The 21849-nt window shown below is 73.7% G+C and carries 17 protein-coding genes; 11 read left to right on the top strand and 6 right to left on the bottom strand.

Features of this window, described 5'->3' with window-relative positions:
• Positions 1-2: 2 nt before the first annotated feature.
• The 3 genes from AWW66_RS21250 to cobF are packed head-to-tail and all read left to right on the top strand — an operon-like array spanning position 3 to position 2783.
• On the top strand, positions 3-1229 hold the full coding sequence (locus AWW66_RS21250) for a bifunctional cobalt-precorrin-7 (C(5))-methyltransferase/cobalt-precorrin-6B (C(15))-methyltransferase (RefSeq protein ID WP_067369323.1): 1227 nt from the start codon (positions 3-5) through the stop codon (positions 1227-1229).
• Entirely contained in the window at positions 1226-1996 is a 771-nt protein-coding gene (cobM, locus tag AWW66_RS21245; RefSeq protein WP_067369320.1) for a precorrin-4 C(11)-methyltransferase, read from the top strand. The genes AWW66_RS21250 and cobM overlap by 4 nt, the downstream gene beginning before the upstream one ends.
• Positions 1997-2000: 4 nt before the next feature.
• Complete coding sequence (gene cobF, locus AWW66_RS21240; protein WP_067369318.1) at positions 2001-2783, top strand: precorrin-6A synthase (deacetylating); 783 nt, start codon at positions 2001-2003, stop codon at positions 2781-2783.
• A gap of 97 nt (positions 2784-2880) precedes the next feature.
• On the opposite strand, the gene AWW66_RS21235 is transcribed toward cobF, so the two are convergent.
• On the bottom strand, positions 2881-3840 hold the full coding sequence (locus AWW66_RS21235) for a TIGR03557 family F420-dependent LLM class oxidoreductase (RefSeq protein ID WP_067369315.1): 960 nt from the start codon (positions 3838-3840) through the stop codon (positions 2881-2883).
• Between the two features lie 420 nt (positions 3841-4260).
• Here AWW66_RS21235 and AWW66_RS21230 point away from each other — a divergent pair, with 420 nt between their 5' ends.
• The 6 genes from AWW66_RS21230 (at position 4261) to AWW66_RS21205 (ending at position 10814) form a co-directional block, all read left to right on the top strand.
• Positions 4261-5892: a pectate lyase family protein gene (locus tag AWW66_RS21230; protein ID WP_067369312.1), complete on the top strand. Its 1632-nt coding sequence runs from the start codon at positions 4261-4263 to the stop codon at positions 5890-5892.
• Positions 5893-5909: 17 nt separating this feature from the next.
• A complete protein-coding gene (locus tag AWW66_RS21225; protein ID WP_083978705.1) occupies positions 5910-6968 on the top strand; it encodes a pectate lyase family protein in 1059 nt (352 codons plus the stop codon).
• Complete coding sequence (locus AWW66_RS21220) at positions 6968-8653, top strand: pectate lyase family protein (RefSeq protein WP_067369309.1); 1686 nt, start codon at positions 6968-6970, stop codon at positions 8651-8653. Before AWW66_RS21225 ends, AWW66_RS21220 begins: the two co-directional genes overlap by 1 nt.
• Positions 8654-8656: 3 nt before the next feature.
• Positions 8657-9631, top strand: coding sequence for a pectate lyase family protein (locus tag AWW66_RS21215; RefSeq protein ID WP_067369306.1), 975 nt, complete (start codon positions 8657-8659; stop codon positions 9629-9631).
• Positions 9632-9738: 107 nt separating this feature from the next.
• Positions 9739-10116 (top strand): PadR family transcriptional regulator, encoded by a 378-nt coding sequence (locus AWW66_RS21210; protein ID WP_067369303.1) that lies wholly within the window; start codon positions 9739-9741, stop codon positions 10114-10116.
• 2 nt (positions 10117-10118) lie between these two features.
• A complete protein-coding gene (locus AWW66_RS21205) occupies positions 10119-10814 on the top strand; it encodes a hypothetical protein (protein ID WP_083978703.1) in 696 nt (231 codons plus the stop codon).
• A gap of 56 nt (positions 10815-10870) precedes the next feature.
• Here the strand turns inward: AWW66_RS21205 and AWW66_RS21200 are convergent, their stop codons facing one another.
• From AWW66_RS21200 to AWW66_RS21185, 4 genes are all read right to left on the bottom strand, one after another.
• Positions 10871-12235, bottom strand: coding sequence for a TolB-like translocation protein (locus AWW66_RS21200; RefSeq protein ID WP_157527659.1), 1365 nt, complete (start codon positions 12233-12235; stop codon positions 10871-10873).
• Between the two features lie 107 nt (positions 12236-12342).
• Complete coding sequence (locus AWW66_RS21195; RefSeq protein ID WP_067369295.1) at positions 12343-13824, bottom strand: family 43 glycosylhydrolase; 1482 nt, start codon at positions 13822-13824, stop codon at positions 12343-12345.
• Positions 13825-13858: 34 nt separating this feature from the next.
• Positions 13859-14959, bottom strand: coding sequence for an arabinan endo-1,5-alpha-L-arabinosidase (locus AWW66_RS21190; protein WP_211272043.1), 1101 nt, complete (start codon positions 14957-14959; stop codon positions 13859-13861).
• Positions 14960-15319: 360 nt separating this feature from the next.
• On the bottom strand, positions 15320-18163 hold the full coding sequence (locus AWW66_RS21185; protein WP_067369292.1) for an FAD-binding and (Fe-S)-binding domain-containing protein: 2844 nt from the start codon (positions 18161-18163) through the stop codon (positions 15320-15322).
• Positions 18164-18461: 298 nt separating this feature from the next.
• Here AWW66_RS21185 and AWW66_RS21180 point away from each other — a divergent pair, with 298 nt between their 5' ends.
• Positions 18462-19841, top strand: a complete 1380-nt coding sequence (locus AWW66_RS21180; protein ID WP_067369289.1) for a glycosyl hydrolase family 18 protein — start codon at positions 18462-18464, stop codon at positions 19839-19841.
• A gap of 51 nt (positions 19842-19892) precedes the next feature.
• On the opposite strand, the gene AWW66_RS21175 is transcribed toward AWW66_RS21180, so the two are convergent.
• Positions 19893-20666 carry an SDR family NAD(P)-dependent oxidoreductase gene (locus tag AWW66_RS21175; protein WP_067369288.1) on the bottom strand — a complete coding sequence of 258 codons (774 nt, stop codon included), beginning with the start codon at positions 20664-20666 and terminating at the stop codon, positions 19893-19895.
• A 160-nt stretch (positions 20667-20826) separates the two neighbouring features.
• Here AWW66_RS21175 and AWW66_RS21170 point away from each other — a divergent pair, with 160 nt between their 5' ends.
• Entirely contained in the window at positions 20827-21729 is a 903-nt protein-coding gene (locus tag AWW66_RS21170; protein WP_067369285.1) for an AraC family transcriptional regulator, read from the top strand.
• The last annotated feature ends 120 nt before the right edge of the window (positions 21730-21849 follow it).

Below are 21849 nucleotides of genomic sequence, written 5' to 3'. Positions count from 1 at the left end.
GCGTGAACTCCACGACACCCGGCGCGTCGGTCACCGTCGTCGGCATCGGCGCGGACGGCTGGCCGGGCCTCGGTGACCCCGGCCGCGCCACGCTGCGGCACGCGCAGGTCGTCCTCGGCGGGGGCCGGCAGCTCGACCTCCTGCCCGGGGAGGTGACGGCGCAGCGGGTGCCCTGGCCGACGCCGTTGCTGCCCGCCCTGCCCGACCTGCTCGCCGCCCACGCCGGGCGGCGGATCTGCGTGCTGGCCAGCGGTGACCCGATGTGGTTCGGCATCGGCAGCCACCTGGCCCGGCTCGTCGGCCCGCACCGGGTACGGGTGGTCAGCCACCCGTCGTCGATCTCGCTGGCCTGCGCCCGGCTGGGCTGGCCGGTCGAACGGGTGACGGTCCGCAGCGCGGTCGGCCGCGACCTGGACCGGATCCGCCGGGACCTCGCCCCGGGCCGGCTGCTGCTGGTCCTCGGCCCCGACGCCACCACCCCCGCCACGCTGGCCCGGACCCTCACCGACGCCGGGTACGGCGCGAGCGAGCTGACGGTCCTGGCGGCGCTGGGCACCGACCGGGAGCACCGCGTCGACGGCTCCGCGCACGACTGGAAAGCCGAGCCGGGCGACCCGCTGCACGTCGTCGCGGTCCGGGTCGCCGCCACCCCCGGCACGCGGGTGCTCTCCACCGTGCCGGGGCTGCCCGACGACGCCTTCGACCACGACGGCGCCCTGACCAAGCGGGAGGCCCGCGCGCTGGCCCTGTCCCGCCTCGCCCCCACCGTCGACGACCTGCTGTGGGACGTCGGCGCGGGCTGCGGCAGCGTCGCCGTCGAGTGGCTGCGCACCGACCCGTCCACCTCGGCCGTGGCCGTGGAGGCGCGGGCCGAGCGCGCCGAGCGGATCAGCGGCAACGCCCGCGCCCTGGGCGTGCCGCACCTGCGCGTCGTCCGCGGGCAGGCACCGGACGCCCTCGCCGACCTGCCCGCACCCGACGCGGTCTTCGTCGGCGGGGGGCTCACCGCGCCCGGGGTCTTCGACGCCGTGTGGACGGCGCTGCGTCCCGGCGGCCGGCTCGTCGCGCACGCCGTCACCCTGGAGGGCGAGCGGGTCCTCGTCGACCAGAGCGTCCAGCGTGGTGGCGACCTCACCCGGTTGTCGGTCGAGCGCGCCGCCCCACTGGGCGGTTTCACCGGTTGGAAACCGGCCCGGCCGCTGGTGCAGTGGGCGGTGACCAAGCCGTGACCGTGTACTTCATCGGCGCCGGGCCGGGCGCGGCCGACCTGATCACCGTGCGCGGGCAGCGGATCCTCGCCCGCGCCCGGGTCTGCCTGTACGCCGGCAGCCTGGTCCCCGCCGACCTGCTCGCCACCTGCCCGCCCGGGACGCGGCTGGTCGACACCGCCGACCTGACCCTGGACGCCATCGTCACGGCGATGACCGACGCCCACGCGGAGGGGCACGACGTGGCCCGGCTCTGCTCCGGTGACCCGGCGGTGTTCAGTGCCGTCGCCGAGCAGGCCCGCCGGCTCGACGCGGCCGGCGTGCCGTACGAGATCGTTCCCGGGGTGCCGTCGTACGCCGCCGCCGCTGCCGCGTTGCGCCGGGAGCTGACCGTGCCGACCGTGGGGCAGACGGTGATCCTCACCCGTGCCCAGGCCCGCTCCACGCCCATGCCCGCCGGGGAGGACCTCGCGGAGCTGGGCCGTAGCCGGGCCACCCTGGTCCTGCACCTGGCCGTCGCCCGCACCCGGCAGATCGCGGAGACACTGGTCCCCCACTACGGCGTCGACTGCCCGGCCGCCGTGGTCGCCAACGCCAGCCGGCCGGACGAGATCGTCCTGCGCGGCACCCTGGGCGACATCGCCGACCAGGTGGCCGCCGCCGGGGTACGGCGGACGGCGGTGATCGTCGTCGGCGCCGTCCTGGCCGCCGAGGGCTTCCCCGACAGTTACCTCTACTCCCCCGCCCGGGACCGCCGGGCGAAGCGCCCGGACCCGACGGGAGACTGACGTCATGCGGAGCATCCTCATCATCGGGATCGGCGCCGGTGATCCCGGCCAGCTCACCCTGGCCGCCGCCGACGCGATGCGGCAGGCCGACGTGTTCTTCCTGCTCGACAAGGGCGCCGAGAAGCAGGACCTGATCGCGTTGCGGCACGAGCTGATGGCCCGCTTCGCCGGCCCCGGGCACCGGGTCGTGGAGGTCCGCGATCCCGAGCGCGACCGCACCGCCGACGGCTACGTCGGTGCCGTCGACGACTGGCGACGCGAACGCGCCGACCTGCTGGAGGAGGCGATCGCCGCGCACGTGCCGGCGGACGGCCACGGCGCGTTCCTGGTGTGGGGCGATCCGGCGCTCTACGACAGCACCCTCGCCGTGGTCGAGGAGATCCAGGCCCGGGGGCGGGTCGCCTTCACCCACACGGTGATCCCGGGTGTGAGCAGCGTGGCGACCCTCGCCGCGCGGCACCGGATCGGCCTCAACCGGGTCGGGCGGCCCTTCCTGGTCACCACCGGCCGCCGGCTCGCGGCGCAGTTCCCGGCCGGCGTCGACGACGTGGTGGTCATGCTCGACGCCCACTGCGCCTTCACCCGGTACGTCGACGAGGACCTGGACATCTACTGGGGCGCCTACCTGGGCACCGCCGACGAGATCCTCATCGCCGGGCCGGTGCGCGAGGTCGCGGCGCGCATCGTGGCCGCACGCGCGCAGGCCCGCGAACGCAAGGGCTGGATCATGGACACGTACCTGCTGCGCCGCCGCGACCCCGGGGGCGGCGCGGCGGCACCGGCGTAGCGGGCGCGGCCGGCCAGGGCGCCAGCGGCGCTGACGTGGCCGGTCACGGCGATGGCGGTGACCCATCACCAGCGGACCGACTAGGCCAGCCTCACAGTCAGCCGAGCGCGCGGAGGCGGTCGGCGAGGGTGTCCCGGTAGAAGTCGAGGAAGCCGTCGGGGTCGGGGCCGGCGTTCTGCAGCACGAGGTGGTCGAAGCCCGCGTCGACGTACGTGCGCACCGCCGCGACGTGAGTCTCGGGGTCGGGGCCGACGGCGAACTGCTGCCGGATGTCCGCCTCGGTCACCGTGCGGGACGCGGCGTCGAAGTTTACCGGGTTGGGCAGTTCGCTCATCACCTTCCACCCGGTGACCGACCACCGGCTGGTCTGCCAGGCCGCCCGTACCGCCTGCTCCTCGTCCGGCGCCCAGGCCAGCGCCACCTCGGCGTAGCGGGGGCCGGCCCCACCGCCGCGCTGGTAGTCGCGCACGAGGTCGGGCTTCGGTTCGGTGGCGAACAGCCCGTCGCCGAGTTCGGTGGCGATCGCCACCGACGCCGGGCCGCTGGCGGCCACCACGATCGCGGGCAGGCGGTCGGGCAGGTCGAAGATCCGTGCGTCCTCCAACTGGAGGTGCCTGCCCTCGTAGGACTGGTAGCCGCCCGACCAGAGCAGCCGGATGATCTCCAGGGCCTCGCGCAGTCGTTCGTGCCGGCCCCGGACACCGGGGAACCCCTGGCCGACGACGTGTTCGTTGAGCCGTTCGCCGGCGCCCACGCCGAGGGTGAACCGGCCGTCGGAGACGATCGCGAGGGTGGCCGCGGCCTGGGCGATGATCGCCGGGTGGTACCGCACGGTCGGACAGGTCACCCCGGTGGCCAGGCCCACCCGGTCGGTCCGGGCGGCGATGGCGCCGAAGACCGTCCAGGTGAACGGCGAGTGGCCCTGCACGTCCAGCCAGGGGTGGAAGTGGTCGCTCATCTCCACGAAGTCGAAGCCGGCCTGTTCGGCGCGGACGGCCTGCCGGATCAGTTCCTTCGGGCCGAAGCCCTCGCTGGACAGCTTGTACCCGATCTGCATCAGAAATCCTGGCTCCGGCGGTCGACGTCCTCCCGTCACGCTTCCACACATCCCCGTCACCCGGCGGCCGAACGGGCGAGGATCGCCCGATCGCTCGAACGGGCGGCCGACCTGGGCCGGGGCGGCCCCGTCGGGGTCGGCGGGTGATTACCGCACCGGGACTGCAACATTCCTGCAAGTCAATGTCCTTGACGGAGGAAAGCCCTTTCCCTAGCGTGGAAACAAGCCGGAAATCTCGGCTTCACGCCCCACCCCGCCGTTCAGGTCAGGTACGCGGGAGTCGGCACCCTCCCGCGTACCGCACCGCCTCGTCGGCGTGCCCCATCCGGCAGCCCCTCCGCGCGCCCGACGGCCGCTGCCGGTCGACATCCCCATGCCCCGCTGCCCGGACGGCAGTGGGCCGGCGAAAGGTAGATATATATGTCTATTTTCGGACGTGTACTTCTCCCCCGGCACCGGCCACTGCTGGCCGGAGGGCTCGCGCTGGCGACCGTCACGGCGGTGGTCGCCAGCGCGGCCGGCACCGCGAACGCCGCGACGCTCCTCACCGAGGACTTCGAGGGCGGCACCACCGCCGCGTGGAGCAGGTCCGGCGGAAGCTGGTCGGTGACCGCCGAGGACTCCGGGGTGTACCGGCAGGCCAGCACCGGCAGCGACGCCCGGGCGCAGAGCGGCGCGACGTCCTGGACGGACTACGGCGTCGAGGCGCGGGTCCGACCGCTCGCCTTCTCCGGCGTCGACCGCAGCGTCGGGGTGGTGGCCCGCGCGCAGAGCATGAGCAGCTACTACCACCTCGGTCTGACCAACACCGGCCGAGTGCAGCTCGGCAAGCGCCTCGGCGGCAACCCGCAGGTCCTCGCCACCAGCGCGGCCACCGTCACCACCGGCACCTGGTACACGCTGCGGCTGGAGGCCTTCGGCAGCAGCCTGCGCGGCTTCCTCGACGGCGTGCAGGTCCTGTCGGCCACCGACACCAGCCTGGCCAGCGGCCGGGTCGGCCTCTACACCAGCTACGCCAGCGCCTCCTTCGACGACGTCGTGGTCGAGGACACCCCGGCCTCCGGCGGGCCCGGCACCCCCACCCCGAGCCCGACGACGTCACCGCCGCCGGCCGGCACCTGTGACACCTCCGGCCGGCCGACCGGCTTCGCCTCGGTGACCGCGTGGGGCCAGAGCGGCACCACCGGCGGGGCCGGCGGCCCGACCGTCGAGGTGGACACGGCGACCGAGTTCCTCGCCGCGATCGGGCAGCCGGGGCCGCTGAACATCTGCGTACGCGGCATGATCGCCCTGCCGTCGACGCCGCAGATGCACGACGTCACCTCCGACAAGACGATCGTCGGCATCGGCGCCAACTCCGGCATCACCGGCGGCGGCCTCACCATCGGCCTGCCGGTCGACGCCACGGTGACCAGCCCGCCGCCGAACGCCGTGCACAACGTCATCATCCGCAACATGGTCTTCCGGGGGGCCACCGACGACTCGATCAACATCCAGATGTTCTCGCACCACATCTGGGTCGACCACAGTGACCTGTCCCAGGGGTACGACGGCCTGCTGGACATCAAGCGCGGCTCGTCGTACGTGACGGTGTCGTGGAACCACTTCCACCACCACACGAAGAACATGCTGCTCGGGCACGACGACCGCAACGGTGCCCAGGACATCGGCCGGCTCAAGGTGACGTACCACCACAACTGGCTCGACGGCACGCCGCAGCGCAACCCGCGCATCCGCTTCGGCGAGCCGGTGCACATCTACAACAACTACTTCTACCGCAACAGCGACGCCGGGGTCGCCTGCCAGGCCGACGCCGGCTGCCTGGTCGAGGGCAACTACTTCGACAGCGTCGAGGAGCCGGTCACCAACCGGTACGCCGGTCCGGCCGGCCGCTGCGTGGCCCGGAACAACGTGTTCACCGGCACCGAACCCGGCCAGCCGGTGTGCAGCGGCAGCGTGCAGGAGGCCCGCGACTACTACGGCTACACCCTGGACGACCCGGCCACGGTGAAGGCGGTCGTCACCGCCGGCGCCGGTGTCGGCCGGATCTGAGCGGACGGAGGACAGCCATGCAGCCCACCGGACGGGCCCGTGCCCGCCGTACCCTGACCACGGTCAGCGCCGGCCTCGGCGCCGCCCTGCTCGCGGTCTGCCTCACCACCGTCGCGTACGCCGCCGGCAGGCCCGTCGACGACGTGCCGGTCACCGCCCCCGCCCCGCCGCCGACCGTGCCGCGCGCCGGCCAGGCGGACGGGTGGGCCGCCGTACCGGCCTTCGGCGTCGACGGCACCACCGGCGGGGCCGCCGGCCCGACGGTGCGGGTCAGCAGCGCCGCCGACCTGGCCCGGTACGCGGGCGCGAACACCCCGTACGTCATCGAGGTCGCCGGGCGCATCCAGGCGTCCGGGATGGTGACCGTGGTGGCGAACAAGACGATCGTCGGGGTGGGCGCCACCGCCGAGATCGTCGGTGGCGGCCTGCAGATGGGCACCACCACCCGGCCCGGCAACAACGTCATCGTCCGCAACATCACCTTCCGCGACGCCGAGGACGACTCGATCAGCGTGCACAACGGGTCGCACCACGTCTGGATCGACCACAACGAGTTCCACCCGGGCTACGACGGCTCGGTGGACGTCAAGCGCCGGTCGAGTCACGTGACCGTGTCGTGGAACCGGTTCCACGGCACCGACAAGAGCATGCTGGTCGGCCACTCCGACTCGTTCACCGGCGACGTCGGGTACCTGAAGGTCACCTACCACCACAACTACTTCGACGGCTCCAACCAGCGTCACCCCCGGGTGCGCTTCGGCGAGCCGGTACACGTCTACAACAACTACTACCGCGACATCGGGCTCTACGGCGTCGTCTCCACGGAGAACGCGGGCGTGCTCGTGGAGGGCAACTACTTCGCCGACGTCGCCTTCCCCTGCCACTCGGCCAGCGGCTACGCCGACTCCGGGCCGGGCCGGCTGGTCCAGCGCGGCAACGTCTTCGTCCGCTCGGGGCCCTGCGAGACCAACGGAACGGTCGCCGAGCCGGGCAGTTCCTACGCGTACACCCTGGACGACCCGGCCCAGGTGCCGCAGCTCGTCACGGCCGGCGCGGGCGTGGGGAGGATCGGCTGATGCGGCTGCGACACAGGCGACCGCTGGTCGCCACCGGCCTCGGTGGCGCGCTCGCCGCCGCCCTGCTCGCCGGCACGGTCCTCGCCGGGACCACGCCGGCCCGGGCGGCCACCCTCTTCGCCGACGACTTCGCCGACGGCAACCACAACGGCTGGAGCGCCTCCGGGGGCTCCTGGCGGGTGGCGGCGGTCGACGGCGACCCGGCCCTGACCCAGAGCGGCGCCAGCGCCGACGCGCGGGTCCGCGCCGGGCAGACGACCTGGGCCGACTACACCGTGTCGGCCCGGGTCCGGCCGGGCGGGTTCGGCCCCGGCGGCTCCGCCGCGCTCGCCGCCCGCGCCCAGGGCAGCACCGCCTACTACTACCTGGCGCTCGGCGGCGACGGCACGCTGACCCTCGGCCTGCGCGACGCCGCGACGGTACGCCCGCTGGCCAGCACCGCGCTGGCGGTGGCCACCGGCACCTGGTACGGGCTGCGGTTGACCGTCTCCGGCAGCACCCTCACCGGCGCGGTCGACGGGGCGGCGACCCTCACCGCCAGCGACGGCACCTACCGCACCGGTCAGGTCGGCCTGGTGTCGCGGTACGCCGCCGCCAGCTTCGACGACGTCACGGTCGTCACCGCGCCCGGCGGTCCCGACCCGACGGTCAGCCCCACCCCGACCGTCAGCCCGACCCCGGGTCCGACGACGCCGACGCCGACGCCGACCGTCCCGCCCACCACCGCCCCGCCCACGGCCGACCCGCCGGCCCCACCGGCCGGGCAGCCGGACGGCTGGGCGAGCGTGCCGGGCCTCGGTGTCGGCACCACCACCGGCGGGGCCGGCGGGCCGGTGGTCACCGTCCGCGACGCGGCCGGCTTCCTGGACTACATCGCCCGACCCGGGCCGTACGTGATCCAGGTCGCCGGCACCATCACCCTGCCCACCGGCTCCAGCGACGGCATGCATGACGTGACCTCGGACAAGACGATCGTCGGCTTGGGCGACGACGCCACGCTCGCCGGTGGTGGGCTCACCATCGGGCTCCCGGTCGACGACGACGTCACCGCGCCACCGGCCGACGCGGTGCACAACGTGATCATCCGGAACCTGCACCTGACCGGCGCGACCGACGACCTGATCAACATCCAGATGTTCTCGCACCACATCTGGATCGACCACAACTCGTTCTCCGACGGCGACGACGGGGCGGTCGACATCAAGCGTGGCTCGGACCACGTGACGGTCTCCTGGAACCACTTCTTCGACCACACCAAGACGCTGCTGCTCGGTCACGACGAGGACGCCGGAGCACAGGACACCGGCCGGCTGCGGGTCACCTACCACCACAACTTCTTCGACCGCTCCGACCAGCGCAACCCCCGGGTGCGGTTCTCCGCGATGACCCACGTCTACAACAACTACTACTACGACAACAGCTACGGCGTCGCCTCCACCTACGACGCGGCCGTCCTGATGGAGAACAACTACTTCTACAGCGTCAACAACCCGGGCCGGGTGGTGTTCAGCGGTGACCAGGGCCGCATCGTCGAGCGCGGCAACATCCTGGTCGACTGCAACCACGCCATCGAGACCCGGGGCACCGTGCCCGAACCACGCCAGTTCTACGGCTACCGGCTGGATCCGGCCGCCGACGTACCGACCGTCGTCCCGGCCGGCGCCGGGGCGGGAAAGCTGGGCTGAGCGATGAACCGACGGACCCGAACCCTGCTCGCCGGTGGAGTGGCGGCACTGGTCGCCGTCGTCCCCCTGACCGTCGGCGGCCCCACCCAGGCGGCGGCCCCGACCGCCGACGGGTTCGCCAGCGTCGCCGCCCTCGGGCGCACCGGCACCACCGGCGGGGCCGGTGGCCCAACGGTCACCGCGACCACCACGGAGCAGTTCCTGTCCCACATCGACACCACCGGGCCGTTGGTCATCCAGGTACGCGGCACTATCCGGATCAGCAGCAAGCAGGGCGTCCGGCCGAACAAGACCATCGTCGGCCTCGGTACCGACGCCGAGATCACCGGCGGTGGGCTGGACTTCCACCGGTCCTCCAACGTGATCGTGCGCAACATCCACTTCACGGACGCCGAGGACGACGCGATCAACGTCGGTCAGCAGTCACACCACATCTGGATCGACCACAACACCTTCTCCGGCGCCGCGGACGGCTCGATCGACGTGGTCCGGGGCGCGGACTACGTCACCATCTCCTGGAACCACTTCGACCACGCCGACAAGAGCATGCTGATCAGCCACTCCGACGGGGCCGGCTCCACCGACACCGGCAAACTCAAGGTCAGCATCCATCACAACTTCTTCGACCACAGCCGGCAGCGGCACCCCCGGATCCGCTTCGCCGAGCCGGTGCACGTCTACAACAACTACTTCCTCGGCAACGATCTGTACGGCGTCGCGTCCACCGAGAACGCGGGCGTGCTGGTCGAGGGCAACTACTTCGAAAACGTGCCGTACCCGATCATCTCCGCCAGCGGCTACGCCGACAGCGGGCCGGGCCGGGCGGTGCAGCGCCACAACGTCTTCGTCAACTCCGGCGTACCGGAGACCGCCGGCACGGTGGTGGAGCCGAGCACGTACTACCCGTACCGGCTGGACCCGGCGGTGACCGTGCCGGCGCTGGTCCGCGCGGGAGCCGGGGCCGGCACGCTCGGCTGATCCGGCCGCTGCCCCACGGCCGGGAGGTGCCTCGCGGCGCCTCCCGGCCGATCCGTTGGCGCGGCGACGGTATATCGCCTCGCCGAATAGCATGTATTATGCGTCGCATGGTAGCGGTGGAGAGTCAGCCGGCCGACGACACCGAGCGGCAGACCCAGCTCCTGCGGGGCGCGCTGGACATGTGCCTCCTGGCGCTGCTGGCCCGCGAGCCCGCGCACGGCTACGAGCTGGTGCGGCGGATGGCGACGGCCGGTTTCGGCGCGATCAGCTACGGCACCATCTACCCCCTGCTGACCCGGATGCGCCGACTCGGGCTCGTCGCCGACGAGCAGCAGGTCAGCCCGACCGGGCCACCCCGCAAGGTCTACGCGCTGACCGACTCCGGCCGCGTCCAGCTCGCTGCCTGGCAGCAGCAGTGGACCCGCTTCGCCGACACCGTCGCCGCCGTCCTCACCGCCCCCGACCACAGCCCCACGAGGAGTTGACCGTGGATTCCATCGACGACGTCCTGGCCGAGGCGGACCGGGCCTGGCGCGCCTACGGGGTCGGCACGGCCGATCGCACGGCCCTCGCCACCGACCTGCGCCTCGACCTGCAGGCCGCGGCTGCGGACGGGGTCGACGCCGCGCGACTGCTCGGCGGTGACGTGGCCGGCTTCGCCCGGCGGCTCGCCGTCGAGGCCGGTGTCCGACGGGTCCGCCGGGACTACGGTCGCGTTCTCCGGACCGCACTGGCCGGCGCGGTGCTCGGCGGCGTGCTCGCCTACGCCGTCCTGATCACGATGTACCCGGTGTTCGTACGCCTGATCGACATCCCCCGCTCGGTCCAGGTGCCGATCCAGGTCGCGGTCGCCGTCTACTACGGCGTGCCGGCCCTCGTGGTGGTCGCCGGAGCGGTCCTCGCGGTCCGGCTCCGCCTGCGCGACCTGCCCCGGATCCGGCGCACCGGCTGGATGATGAGCCTGCTGATACCGATCGCCGGCATCCTCGTCACGCCGCTCACGATGGCCTTCGCCTGGTCCACCGACTACAGCACGGCACCGCCGGTCGTGCTCACCGAGGTCGCCATGGTCCTGGCCGCCCTGGCCGGCGCCACGCTGCTGGCCCGCCGCTGGTCGCTCCGCGACCGCCGGAAGGCGTCCGGCCCCTCGTCCCCGACCGCCCCGGAGATCGCACCCGCCTGACGTGTCCACCTCTTCACGTCAGGTGCCGTCGAGGTGCTTGGCGCACCCGCCGGGTGTCACCGAGGGTCCGGCCCGGTGTCGGATCCCGCCGGGGCGGTGCTGTGCGTGGCGGTCCGCCGTCGTGAGCGGCGGGTGAAGCCGACCGCCAGACCTGCGACGAGGAGGACGCCGGCCGTGCCCGCCACGACGGCGTACCGGCGGTACCGGGGCCCGACGCCGCGTGGGGGCAGGTGTCCGGAGTGGGTGAGGCCGCTGCCGATCGCCTGGTCAGCGACGTCGATGCCGTGTACCGCCTGGTCGACACCGACGAGGACGGTCCGGGCCGCACCCTGCCGGTCGAGGGCGACGACGTCCGTGTCGGTGGCGGTCCAGGCGCCGTTCGTGATGCCGTCGGGAGCGTCGAAGCCGGCGACGGTGATGCCGGGTTCGGGCCGGTAGCGGGCCACCACCGCCGCGCCGTCGGGTGCCCAGCCGAGCAGCCGGAGCGCGACGAGCCCCGCCTGCTCGGGCAGGACCGCGTGCGGCAGGTCCCGGCCGCTGTTCGGGGAGACGACCCGCAGCTGCCACCGTGCGGCGTAGGCGTCGCCGGTGCAGCACCGTCGCTGGTCGACCAGCGTCAGGCCGGTGCCGTCGGGGATCCAGGCGCCCTTGCCGGCCAGCCGGGTGCCCGGCGGCACGGGGAAACGGTGCAGCGTCCGGCCGTCGACCGTCGCCACGACGACGGAGTCGCCCGCCTGGTAGGCGAGGGTCCGCCCGTCCGGCGCGAACGCCGCGAGCCAACCGAAGGCGAGCGCGTCCGGCCGCAGGTCGGCGACCGTGGTGAGCCGGCCGGACGCCACCTCCGACACAGCGAGCACCGCGCGACGCACGGTGTACGTCTCCACCCCGTCCTGCTGCGCGGCGTAGCCGCCGTCGATGCCGACCAGCGCCAGCAGGTCACCGTCCGGTGACCAGGCGGCCGGCATGCTGTCCCCGGTGCCGTCGACCGAGGGGAGTGACCGGGTCCGTCCGGTGTGGGTCTCCACGAGGTGGTTCGGCAGTGCCACGGTTCGGCCGTCGGGAGACAGCAGCGCGTCCTCGCCCGCGCGGGCGGGCCACCCGCTGGCGAGCAGCCGGTAGTCGTCGGTCCCGGCGGCCACCACCGCCACCGACCCGAGGCTCGGCGGCTCGTACCACCAGTTCTCGGCGGTGAAGATGGCCGGGGCGGCGGCGACCGGGCGGTGCCGCACCTCCCACGCGCCCCACTGCGGCGGACCGAGACGGTCCGGCACGGACAGCCGCGGCACCGGCGGGGCAGCCGCCGTGTCATCGTGGTCCGCGGCGGCGAGCCCCGGCGCGGCGGTACCGGCGACGAGGACGAGCAGTGCCGCCGCCGCGATCGTCCACCGCCACGGCGGGGCCGGCGTCATTGTGCTGGGCATACCCCGCCTCGATGGTGTACGTGTCGTCCACCCGCTGCGGCGGGTGTGCCCTCCATTATGGACGTTCGTCGGCCGGGCACCGCTGTCGACCGTCGGAGCGTCCGGGCCTACTCCCCGGACGGGGCGGTCAGGGTGACGCCGAGCCGGGCGGGGCTACCGAAGTTGGGGGTGCCGTCGGCGTTCCAGGTGAACTTCTGCGCGCGGGTGGAGCGGTTCATGTCGCAGCCGCCGCCCGCCGAGTCGTTGGCGTGGTAGACGATCCAGTCCTCGGTGCCGTCGGGGGACGTGAAGAAGCCGTTGTGGCCGGGGGCGTAGACGCCGTTGCCGTCGCTGCGCTGGAACACGGGGGTGGGGTGCTTGGTCCAGTGGGCGGGGTTCATCGGGTCGCTGCCGGTGAGGGTGAGCAGGCCGAGCTTGTAGTCGGGGCCCCAGCAGGCGGAGGCGGAGTAGACGACCATGACCCGGCCGTTGCGGTACAGCGGTTCGGGGCCCTCGTTGACCGGGTGGGTCTGCCGTTCCCAGCTCAGGGTCGGGGAGCTGAGCCGGACCCGGGAGCCGGACAGGGTCCAGGGGTTGGTCAGGCGTTGGATGAAGTTGCTCTGCCCGGCGCCGTCACCGCCGTAGGTGCCCATCAGGTACAGGTTGCTGCCGACCTTGAGGACGCTGGCGTCGAGCTGCCAGTCGGTACCCAGGTCGGCCTTGAAGGTGTACGGGCCCATCGGGTCGGTGCCGGCGGACTCCAGCACGTGCAACCGTTGGGTGGGGTTGAAGTCCGCGACGTTCTGCCCGGCGGTGTAGTAGAGGTACCAGCGGCGACCGTTGGGCCCGTCGAGCAGGTGGAACTCGGGGGCCCACATGTTGCAGCAGCCGTTGGGGCGGCCGGCCAGGTTGAAGACGACCTGGTCGGGGGCGGCGGCCAGGCCGGCCAGGGTGGTCGAGCGGCGCATGGTGACGGTGGAGTTCCACGTGGTGGTGGCCAGGTAGTAGTAACCGTTGTGGTGCTGGAGCCACGGGTCCGGGCCGCCGCGCTTGATCGGGTTGGTGAACGTGCCCGGGGCGCCACCGCCGAGGGCGATCATCTGCCACTGCTGGTTGGCGCCGTCGAGGTCGGTGAACTGGCTGACCCGGGCGCCGTCGGCGGTGGACCACTCCCAGACGTCGAGCGCCTTGCCGCTGTTGCGGTTGATCAGCCGGACGTGCCCACCGGCGGAGTCGGCGAGGCGGAACTGCTGCCGGGCGTCGTCGCGGTCGGTGTTCTGCACGAGTTGGATGCCGTCGGCGGTGGTGGGCAGCTCGAGGACCTTGCCGCTGTGCGCGGACTGCACCCGGTACCAGCCGCCGCCGGAGTCCAGGAACCGCCACTGCTGCCAGGCGCCGTCGTTGCGGCTGTACTGGTTGATCGCGGCGCCGTCGGTGGTGGCCAGGTTGTAGACGTCGAGGGCCTTGCCGCTGTGCCGGTTGACCAGCACGTAGGCGGTGCCGGGCTGGACGACGGCCGCCGCTGCCGGCGGTGTCACCACCACCGCGCCGACGCCGCCGGTGACCAGGGCCAGGGCGGCTCCCAGGAGGGCACGCGCTCGGGTACGCATGTGAGGGGACCTTTCGCGGGTTTGGACGGGGGCGTCAGTGGACGAAGGGCCAGCCGGCGGCGTCGTAGCCGATCCGGTTGATCCCGAGCCGGGCCGCGCCGTTGTCGGCGTAGTAGTGGTAGACCAGCAGGTCGCCGTCGGTGTCGGTGAGCACGGCCGGGTGGCCGGGGCCATGGATGCTGCCGTGTCCGGCCAGCACCTGGGTGCCGCCGCCGGAGGTCAGCGGGGTGCCGGCGCGGTCCAGGTAGGGGCCGGTGACGCTGGTGGAGCGGCCGACCATCACCCGGTAGGTGCTGGCCGCGCCCTGACAGCACTGGTCGAACGAGACCCACAGGTAGTAGTGGCCGCCGTGCCGGGCGATCACCGGGGCCTCGATAGCCCCGCCGCCCCGGCCGGCGATGCTGCGGACGGTGGTGTCGGCGCGCAGGCCGGTGGCCGGGTTGAGTTCGATCAGCTTGATGCCGGACCAGAACGAGCCGAAGCTGAGCCACCACCGGCCGGAGGCGTCCACGACCAGGTTCGGGTCGATGGCGTTGTAGGTGTCCGAGGTGCGGGTCTCGATCACCAGGCCCTGGTGGGTCCAGGTGCCGGCGTCGCCGGTCGGGCTGGTGGCCAGGAAGATCGCCGACCGGTTCGAGCCGAAGGTCGACGCCGAGTAGTACAGCAGGTACCGGCCGCCGTGGTACGACAGGTCGGGCGCCCACAGGTTTCGGCTGCCGCCGGTGTACGTCGTGGTCCACGGCGCCCCGCCCGGGAACGCCGCACCGGCGTTGCGGAACGCCGTACGGTCCGGGGAGGTCTTCAGCGCGATGTTGTCGCCGGTGTGGGCCAGCAGGTAGCCGCCCGAGGGCCGTCGCACGATCGTCGGGTCGTGCACCGAGACGTCACCGGTCACCCGGCCCGGCTGGGGATAGCCCGCCGGCGGCGTGGTGGGCGTACCGGTGGCCAGCGGCGTGGTGGGCGCGGTGCCGCCCGCCACCCGGGCGAGCCGCCACTGCGTGGTGTCCACCACGGCGGCCGGGGCCGAGCGGGCGGTGACCGCGAGGCCGGTGGCGGCGACGGCGGCGACCAGGGCGAGGACGGCTGCCCGACGGCACGCGGGGAGCCTCCGGACGGCGGGGAGGGGCGAGATCATGACGGCCCTTCGGAGTCGGCGTGGCGACCGGTGGGGAGCATTCGCGGCGAGGGCGCCGGTGCCCGGTGGGCCGCCGGAGCCGTCGCGAGATCGACCTCGGTGTTTCCGTCCGACGACGAACTCGTTACAAGCGATTGTCATCTATGTTCACGCTCACAGGAGAGACCTGTCAAGCACCCGGCCAGCCCCCGAGAGCCAGGGAGAAGTAACCGCTCACCGCCGGTCGACGCCGACCCTGTCCCGCCCCGGCCGCCGGCTGGTTGACGCGCGTGAGCGCGCACACGGTGGACTGGGAGGTGGTGCGCGACGGGCTGCTGCGCGCCGCGCCGGACGGCCACGGCGAGGGCCCACTCCCCCCGTTCAGCGGGGCCCGGCGGGGTCCGGGCCGGCCAGCAGCTCGGCCAGGTGCAGCGACGGCCGCTGGCGCAGGTCGGCGACCTGGGTGCGGCAGGAGAAGCCGTCGGCCAGCACCACCGCGTCGGGGTGGGCGTCGAGGGCCGGCAACAGGTTCTGCCCGGCGACCCGGACCGAGACCTCGTAGTGGCCCCGCTCCACGCCGAAGTTGCCCGCCAGCCCGCAGCACCCCGCCAGCGTGGTCACCGTGGCGCCGGTCCGTTCCAGCAACGCCCGGTCCGTGGCCCAGCCGAGCACGGCGTGGTGGTGGCAGTGCGGCTGCGCCACGACGACCGTGCCGGTCAGGTCGGGCGGCACCCAGTCCTCGGCGGTGGCGAGCAGCTCGGCGACGGTCCGGGTGGCCGCCGCCACCGTGCGGGCGTCGGCGGCCCGGTCGGTGCCGGCCAGCAGGTCGACCGCGTCGGAGCGCAGCACGGCGGTGCAGGACGGCTCGATGCCGACCACCGGCACGCCGGCCCGGACCGCAGCCGCCAGCTCGGCGACGGTCCGGCCCAGGATGCGCGTGGCCGCGTCGAGCTGGCCGGTGCTGATCCAGGTCAGGCCGCAGCACAGCGACGCCGCCGGCAGGCGGGGCTCGAAGCCGGCCGTGCGCAGCAGCCGGACGACCGCCTCGGCGACCGTCGGGGAGAACGAGTTGGTGAAGGTGTCGACGAAGAGCAGCACCGGCCGGCCGCTGGTGGCCGTGGACGCCACCCGCGCCGCCCACCAGCGGCGGAACGGCGTGGGCGCGAATGTCGGCAGCGACCGGCGGTGGTCGACCCCGAGCAGCGGCGGCGCGAGCCGGCGCAGCACCGGCAGCCGGACGGCGAGGTTCGCCATCCGGGGCGCGTAGCCGGCCAGCCGGCTCCAGCGGGGCAGCCAGCCCAGGGTGTAGTGCGCCAGCGGCCGGAGCCGGCGGCGGTACCGCTGGTGCAGGGCCTCGGCCTTGTAGGTCGCCAGGTCGACGCCGGTCGGGCAGTCGGACAGGCAGCCCTTGCAGGCCAGGCAGAGGTCGAGCGACTCGGCGACCGCCGGGGACCGCCAGTCCACGGCCCCCCGGACGACGTCCTGCAACACCCGGGCCCGGCCCCGGGTGGAGTCCTTCTCCTCCCGGGTGGCCAGGTACGACGGGCACATCACCCCGCCGGCGGCGGAGTTGTCCGCCCGGCACGCACCGACGCCCGTGCACCGGTGCACCGCCTGGGCGAGGTCCCCGCCGTCGTGCCCGTAGGCGAAGGCCAGCCGCGAGCGGTACGGGGCCACCCCGGCGGCCCGCACGTCGGCGTCGAACGGGTCGGGGTCGACCAGTACCCCGGGATTGAGCAGGTCGTCCGGGTCGAAGGCGTGCTTGATCCGGCCGAACAGCGCGATGGCGTCGGCCGAGTACATCGTCGGCAGCAGCTCGCCCCGGGCGCGGCCGTCGCCGTGCTCCCCGGACAGCGAGCCGCCGTACTCGGCCACCAGTTCGGCGGCGGCGACGAGGAACCGGCGCAGCACCCGCAGGCCGTCCGACCGGTCGAGCGGGTAGTCGAGGCGGACGTGCAGGCACCCGTCGCCGAAGTGGCCGTACGGCGCGGAGGTCATCGAGTGGGCGGCGACCAGCTCGTCGAAGCGGGCCAGGTAGGAGCCGAGCTGCTCCGGCGGGACGGCCGCGTCCTCCCAGCCCGGCCAGGCCGGGCGTCCCGAGGGCGCCCGGCCGGCGAGGCCGGCGCCGTCCTCGCGGATGCGCCACAGTCTCGCCGCCGTCACGGGATCGGCGACCAGGACCGACTCGACGCCCAGGCCGGCGCGCGCCAGCGCGCGGGCCCGGTCGAGCACCTCGGCCCGGTCGTCCCCGGCGATCTCGACGAACAGCCACGCGCGACCTCGGGGCAGCGGCGGCACGGCGGCGTCGCCCCGGCGCGCGCGCAGCACCGCGACCAGCCGCTCGTCCATGCCCTCGCAGGCGGTCGGGGCGAAGGTGGTCACCACCGGGGCGGCCGCGCCGGCGGCGACGATGTCGTCGAAGCCCACCGCGACGAGGACCCGGTGCTCGGGGTCGGCGACCAGGCGCACGGTCGCCTCGGTGACGACGGCGAGGGTGCCCTCGGAGCCGACCAGGGCCTGGTTCAGGTCGAAGCGCTCCGGCAGCAGGTGCTGCACCGCGTACCCGCTGACCTGCCGGCCGAACCGGTCGAACTCGGTACGGGCGGTCGCGAGGTGGCGGCCCATCACCCGGCGCAGGTCGGACAGCAGACCGGCCGGGCCGTGGGCGAGCGGGCGGCCGGCGGCGTCGTACCCGGTCACCAGGGTCTCGCCGGAGGCCAGCAGCTGGGTCATCCCCCGGACGTTGTCCGAGGTCCGGCCGTAGCCGAGCGCCCGGTTGCCGCAGGCGTTGTTGCCGATCATCCCGCCGATCGTGCACCGGGAGTGGCTCGACGGGTCGGGTCCGAACCGGACGCCGTGCGGCAGCGCCGCCCGCTGGAGGACGGCGTGCACCGTGCCGGGCTGGACGACCGCGGTCCGGGCCTCGGGGTCGATGCTCAGCACCCGGTTCATGTGGCGGCTGAAGTCGAGCACGATGCCGCGCCCCACCGCGTTGCCGGCGATGGAGGTCCCGCCCCCGCGTGCCGTCACCGGCACGCCGGCCGCGCGGGCGATCTCCAGGGTGGCGGCGACCTCGGCCGCGTCCCGGGGGCGGACCACCGCCGTCGGGGGGATCCGGTACAGGGAGGCGTCGCTGGCGTACCCGGCCCGGGTCACCGCGTCGTCCCGCACCTCGAGCCCGGCGCGGCGCAGCTCGCCGGCGAGGCCGGACGAGCGAGGGGGCATCCGCGTCACGGGTGCCACGCTACCCAGCCCTGAGCTGCCGTCGGGCCTGGCCACCCGGGTGATGCCGGCGGCTGCTCCGGGCAGCCTACGCGCCGCGCAGGCGCTCACCCCCTCGTCCGCGCGGCCGTGGGCCGAGCACGCCGGGTACGTGACCGATTGACCGATACCGTTAAGAGTCTTTAATATTTGGCTGCCTCGAGGAACCCGTCCTGTCCACCCGTACGCCCGGCCGGCCGCTGGCCGCAGCGGTGCCGGCCGTGGCGGCACGGTGCCGTCACCTGCCACGGGAAGGCCCTCGATGTCCTCACCACGTCACCGCCCCCGCTCGGCCCTGACCGCCGGTCTGCTCGCACTGGTCACCGCCGGCGCGACCCTCGCCGTGACCCCGACCGCCGCCGGGGCCGTGGTCCTGCCGAACAACTTCAAGAGCGTCGGGTACATGCCGTCCTGGAGCGGCACCGTCAACACGGTGCAGTACAGCAAGCTCACCCACATCAACTACGCGTTCGTGCTGCCCAACAGCAACGGGACGCTGCGCCCGGTGGAGAACCCGGGCAAGCTCTCCTCGCTCGTCTCGCTCGCCCGCGCCAACAACGTCAAGGTCTCCATCGCCATCGGCGGCTGGAACAACGGTGACGACAGCGCCTTCGAGGCGCTGGCCGCGAACGCCAGCACCCGCACCACGTTCGTCAACAGCGTGGTCGCCTTCGTCGACCAGTACGGCCTGGACGGCGTCGACATGGACTGGGAGTACCCGGACCCGGGTGCCTCCGCCACCAACTTCGGCCTGCTCATGTCGCAGCTCAGCGCGGCGCTGCGCCCCCGGGGCAAGCTGCTCACCGCCGCCGTCGTCGCCGAGGGCTACTACACCCAGGGGGTGCCGACCGCTGTCTTCGGGCACGTCGACTTCCTCAACATCATGGCGTACGACGGTGGCAGCCCCCACGCCGGCTACGACTGGTCGATCAACGCCGTGAACGGCTGGAAGGCGCGCGGCCTGCCCGCCGCCAAGGCCGTCCTGGGGGTGCCCTTCTACAGCCGGCCCGGCTACCACACCTACGCGTCGCTGGTCGCCCTGGACCCGGCCAACGCCAACCGGGACTGCACCACCGTCGGCGGCGTCCAGCAGTGCTACAACGGCGTCCCGACCGTCAAGCGCAAGACCCAGTGGGCGATGGCGAACGCCGGCGGCATGATGAACTGGGAACTCAGCCAGGACACCGGCGGATCGACCTCGCTGGTCAGCGCGATCTACGACACGGTCATGGGTGGTGGCACGCCACCGCCGGGCGGCCGGACCGGCCCGGTCACCGGCATCGCCGGCAAGTGTGTGGACGTCGCCGCCGCCGGTACCGCCAACGGCACCGCCGTCCAGCTCTACGCCTGCAACGGCACCCCGGCCCAGACCTGGACCGTGGCCGCCGACGGCACCCTCCGGGCGCTCGGCAAGTGCGCCGACGTGACCAGCGCCGGCACCGCCAACGGCACCCCGGTCCAGCTCTGGGACTGCAACGGCACCGGCGCCCAGGTCTGGCAGGCACAGGCCAACGGCACGCTGCGCAACCCGGCGTCGAACAGGTGCCTGGACGCCACCGGCAACAGCTCCGCCGACGGTACCCGGCTGCAGATCTGGGACTGCTTCGGCGGCGCCAACCAGGTCTGGCGGCTGCCGGCCTGAGCCCGGCAGTCGGCCCGGCGGGCGGGTCGGCCGCCCGCCGGGCCGCGACCGTCAGAGGTCGTAACCGCCGGAGACCTCGATGACCTGCCCGGTGATCCAGCGGCCCTCGTCGCCCGCCAGGGCGGCGATCAGGGTACCGACGTCGTCGGGTTCGCCGAGACGCCCGAGGGCGGTCCGGGCGGCCAGCGCCGGGATCACGTCGGGGTACGCCTCGAAGCCCACCACCCCGGAGGCGTCGGCGAGCCGGGTCCGGGTGGGTCCGGGGGCGACGGCGTTGACCCGTACGCCCCGGACGGCCAACTCCTTGGCCAGGCAGCGGGTCAGCACGTTCAGGCCGCCCTTCATGGTGGCGTACGCCGAGTAACCGGCCTCGACCAGACCGGTGGGCAGCGCCGAGCTGCTGCTGACGTTGACGACCGCGCCACCGTCGGCGATCAGCGGCAGCAGCGCCTGGGTCAGGAAGTACGGCCCCTTGAGCAGGACCCGCGAGAAGCGGTCGAACAGCTCCTCGGTCGTGTCCTCGAACCTCGCCATGCCGCCGAAGCCGGCGTTGTTCACCAGGTGGTCGACCGTGTCCCGCCGCCAGGTGTCGTGCAACGCCGCCACGACCTGCTCGCGGAAGGCCGGGAAGGTCTCGCTGCGACCGACGTCCAGCCGGAGCGCGACGGCCGTCCCGCCGTCCTTCTCGATGGCGGCCACCGTGTCCCGCGCGCCGGCCTCGTTGCCGCGGTAGGTCAGGATGACGCCCGCGCCCCGGGCGGCGAGCTGGATGGCCGCGCTCTGTCCGATGCCGGAGCTGGCGCCGACGACGATGCCGACCCGCATGGTTGCACCTGCCTGTCCATTCGTGGAGCGGTGTGCGCTCCCTGCGATTGAGGTGCTTCCATCTGACCACTGTGACCAGGTGTGACAGTAGAAAGATCGTGCCCGCTTCTTGCCTGATCCTCTCCTTGTGACGACCAGAGGCGAATGCTCTAATCGAGGCGTGCCGCTCGATGAACTCCGCACGCTGCTGGCCCGCCACGCCCGCCCCGACGGGACCACCGCCATCGACGGCGTCCTGATCGGCCGGGCCGAGCAGGCGTACCGGAACTCGGCGGCCATGTCCGGCACGGTGCTGGCGCTCATCGCGCAGGGCGCGAAGACCCTCGCGCTGGGCGACCGGGTGTACGAGTACCGCGCCGGCCAGTACCTGGTCGCCTCGGTCGACCTGCCGGTCACCGGTCACTACACCGAGGCCAGCCGCGAGGTGCCGGCGCTCGGCTTCGGTCTGGTCCTCCAGCCGGCGGCGATCGCCGAGCTGCTCCTGACGGCGCCGGCCGGTGCCGTCCCGCCCGCCGGTGGCACCCCGTCCGCGCTGGCCGTCAGCGACGCCCCGGTCGCGCTCGTCGACGCGGCGGTACGGCTGCTGCGCCTGCTCGACCAGCCGCGCGACATCCCGGTGCTCGCGCCGCTGATCACCCGCGAGATCCTCTGGCGGCTCGTCACCGGCCCCCAGGGCGCCACCGTCGGGCAGCTCGGCCTGGCCGACAGCAGCCTGACCCACGTCGCCCGCGCGGTGCGCTGGATCCGTGACCACTACCGGGAGTCGTTCCGGGTGGAGGAGATCGCGCGGATGTCCGGGATGAGCGTGTCGGCGTTCCACCGGGCCTTCCAGGCGGTCACCGCGATGAGCCCGATCCAGTTCCAGAAGCAGCTCCGGCTCCAGCAGGCCCGGTTGCTGCTGGCCACCCGGGGCCACGACGTCACCGGGGTCGGGCACCGGGTGGGGTACGACAGCCCGTCACAGTTCAGCCGGGAGTACCGCCGCCAGTTCGGGGTGCCGCCCAGCCAGGACAGCGTCCGCCTGCGGGAGGCCGGGCCCACCCCCGCGACGGCCGTGCCCTGACGCCCGCGCGACGGCGGTGCCCCGAGACCCGCCCGACGGCGGTCCCGGGGACGCCCGCCCGGCGGCGGAGCGGCGGCTACCGGCCGGCGGGCACCGCCGCGCGGGCCGGCGGGGCGAGCG

The sequence above is a fragment of the Micromonospora rosaria genome (assembly GCF_001567585.1).
Lineage (GTDB): Bacteria > Actinomycetota > Actinomycetes > Mycobacteriales > Micromonosporaceae > Micromonospora > Micromonospora rosaria.
This window is presented reverse-complemented; position numbering and strand designations above follow the sequence as displayed.

Excerpts from the sequence above, each read along its gene's own strand:
- AWW66_RS21180 (WP_067369289.1), top strand. The coding sequence starts at position 18,462 with ATGTCCTCACCACGTCACCGCCCCCGCTCGGCCCTGACCGCCGGTCTG.
- AWW66_RS21200 (WP_157527659.1), bottom strand. The coding sequence starts at position 12,235 with ATGCCCAGCACAATGACGCCGGCCCCGCCGTGGCGGTGGACGATCGCG.
- AWW66_RS21195 (WP_067369295.1), bottom strand. The coding sequence starts at position 13,824 with ATGCGTACCCGAGCGCGTGCCCTCCTGGGAGCCGCCCTGGCCCTGGTC.
- AWW66_RS21190 (WP_211272043.1), bottom strand. The coding sequence starts at position 14,959 with ATGATCTCGCCCCTCCCCGCCGTCCGGAGGCTCCCCGCGTGCCGTCGG.
- cobF (WP_067369318.1), top strand. The coding sequence starts at position 2,001 with ATGCGGAGCATCCTCATCATCGGGATCGGCGCCGGTGATCCCGGCCAG.
- AWW66_RS21235 (WP_067369315.1), bottom strand. The coding sequence starts at position 3,840 with ATGCAGATCGGGTACAAGCTGTCCAGCGAGGGCTTCGGCCCGAAGGAA.
- AWW66_RS21230 (WP_067369312.1), top strand. The coding sequence starts at position 4,261 with ATGTCTATTTTCGGACGTGTACTTCTCCCCCGGCACCGGCCACTGCTG.
- AWW66_RS21210 (WP_067369303.1), top strand. The coding sequence starts at position 9,739 with ATGGTAGCGGTGGAGAGTCAGCCGGCCGACGACACCGAGCGGCAGACC.
- AWW66_RS21185 (WP_067369292.1), bottom strand. The coding sequence starts at position 18,163 with ATGCCCCCTCGCTCGTCCGGCCTCGCCGGCGAGCTGCGCCGCGCCGGG.
- AWW66_RS21175 (WP_067369288.1), bottom strand. The coding sequence starts at position 20,666 with ATGCGGGTCGGCATCGTCGTCGGCGCCAGCTCCGGCATCGGACAGAGC.
- AWW66_RS21225 (WP_083978705.1), top strand. The coding sequence starts at position 5,910 with ATGCAGCCCACCGGACGGGCCCGTGCCCGCCGTACCCTGACCACGGTC.
- AWW66_RS21220 (WP_067369309.1), top strand. The coding sequence starts at position 6,968 with ATGCGGCTGCGACACAGGCGACCGCTGGTCGCCACCGGCCTCGGTGGC.
- AWW66_RS21215 (WP_067369306.1), top strand. The coding sequence starts at position 8,657 with ATGAACCGACGGACCCGAACCCTGCTCGCCGGTGGAGTGGCGGCACTG.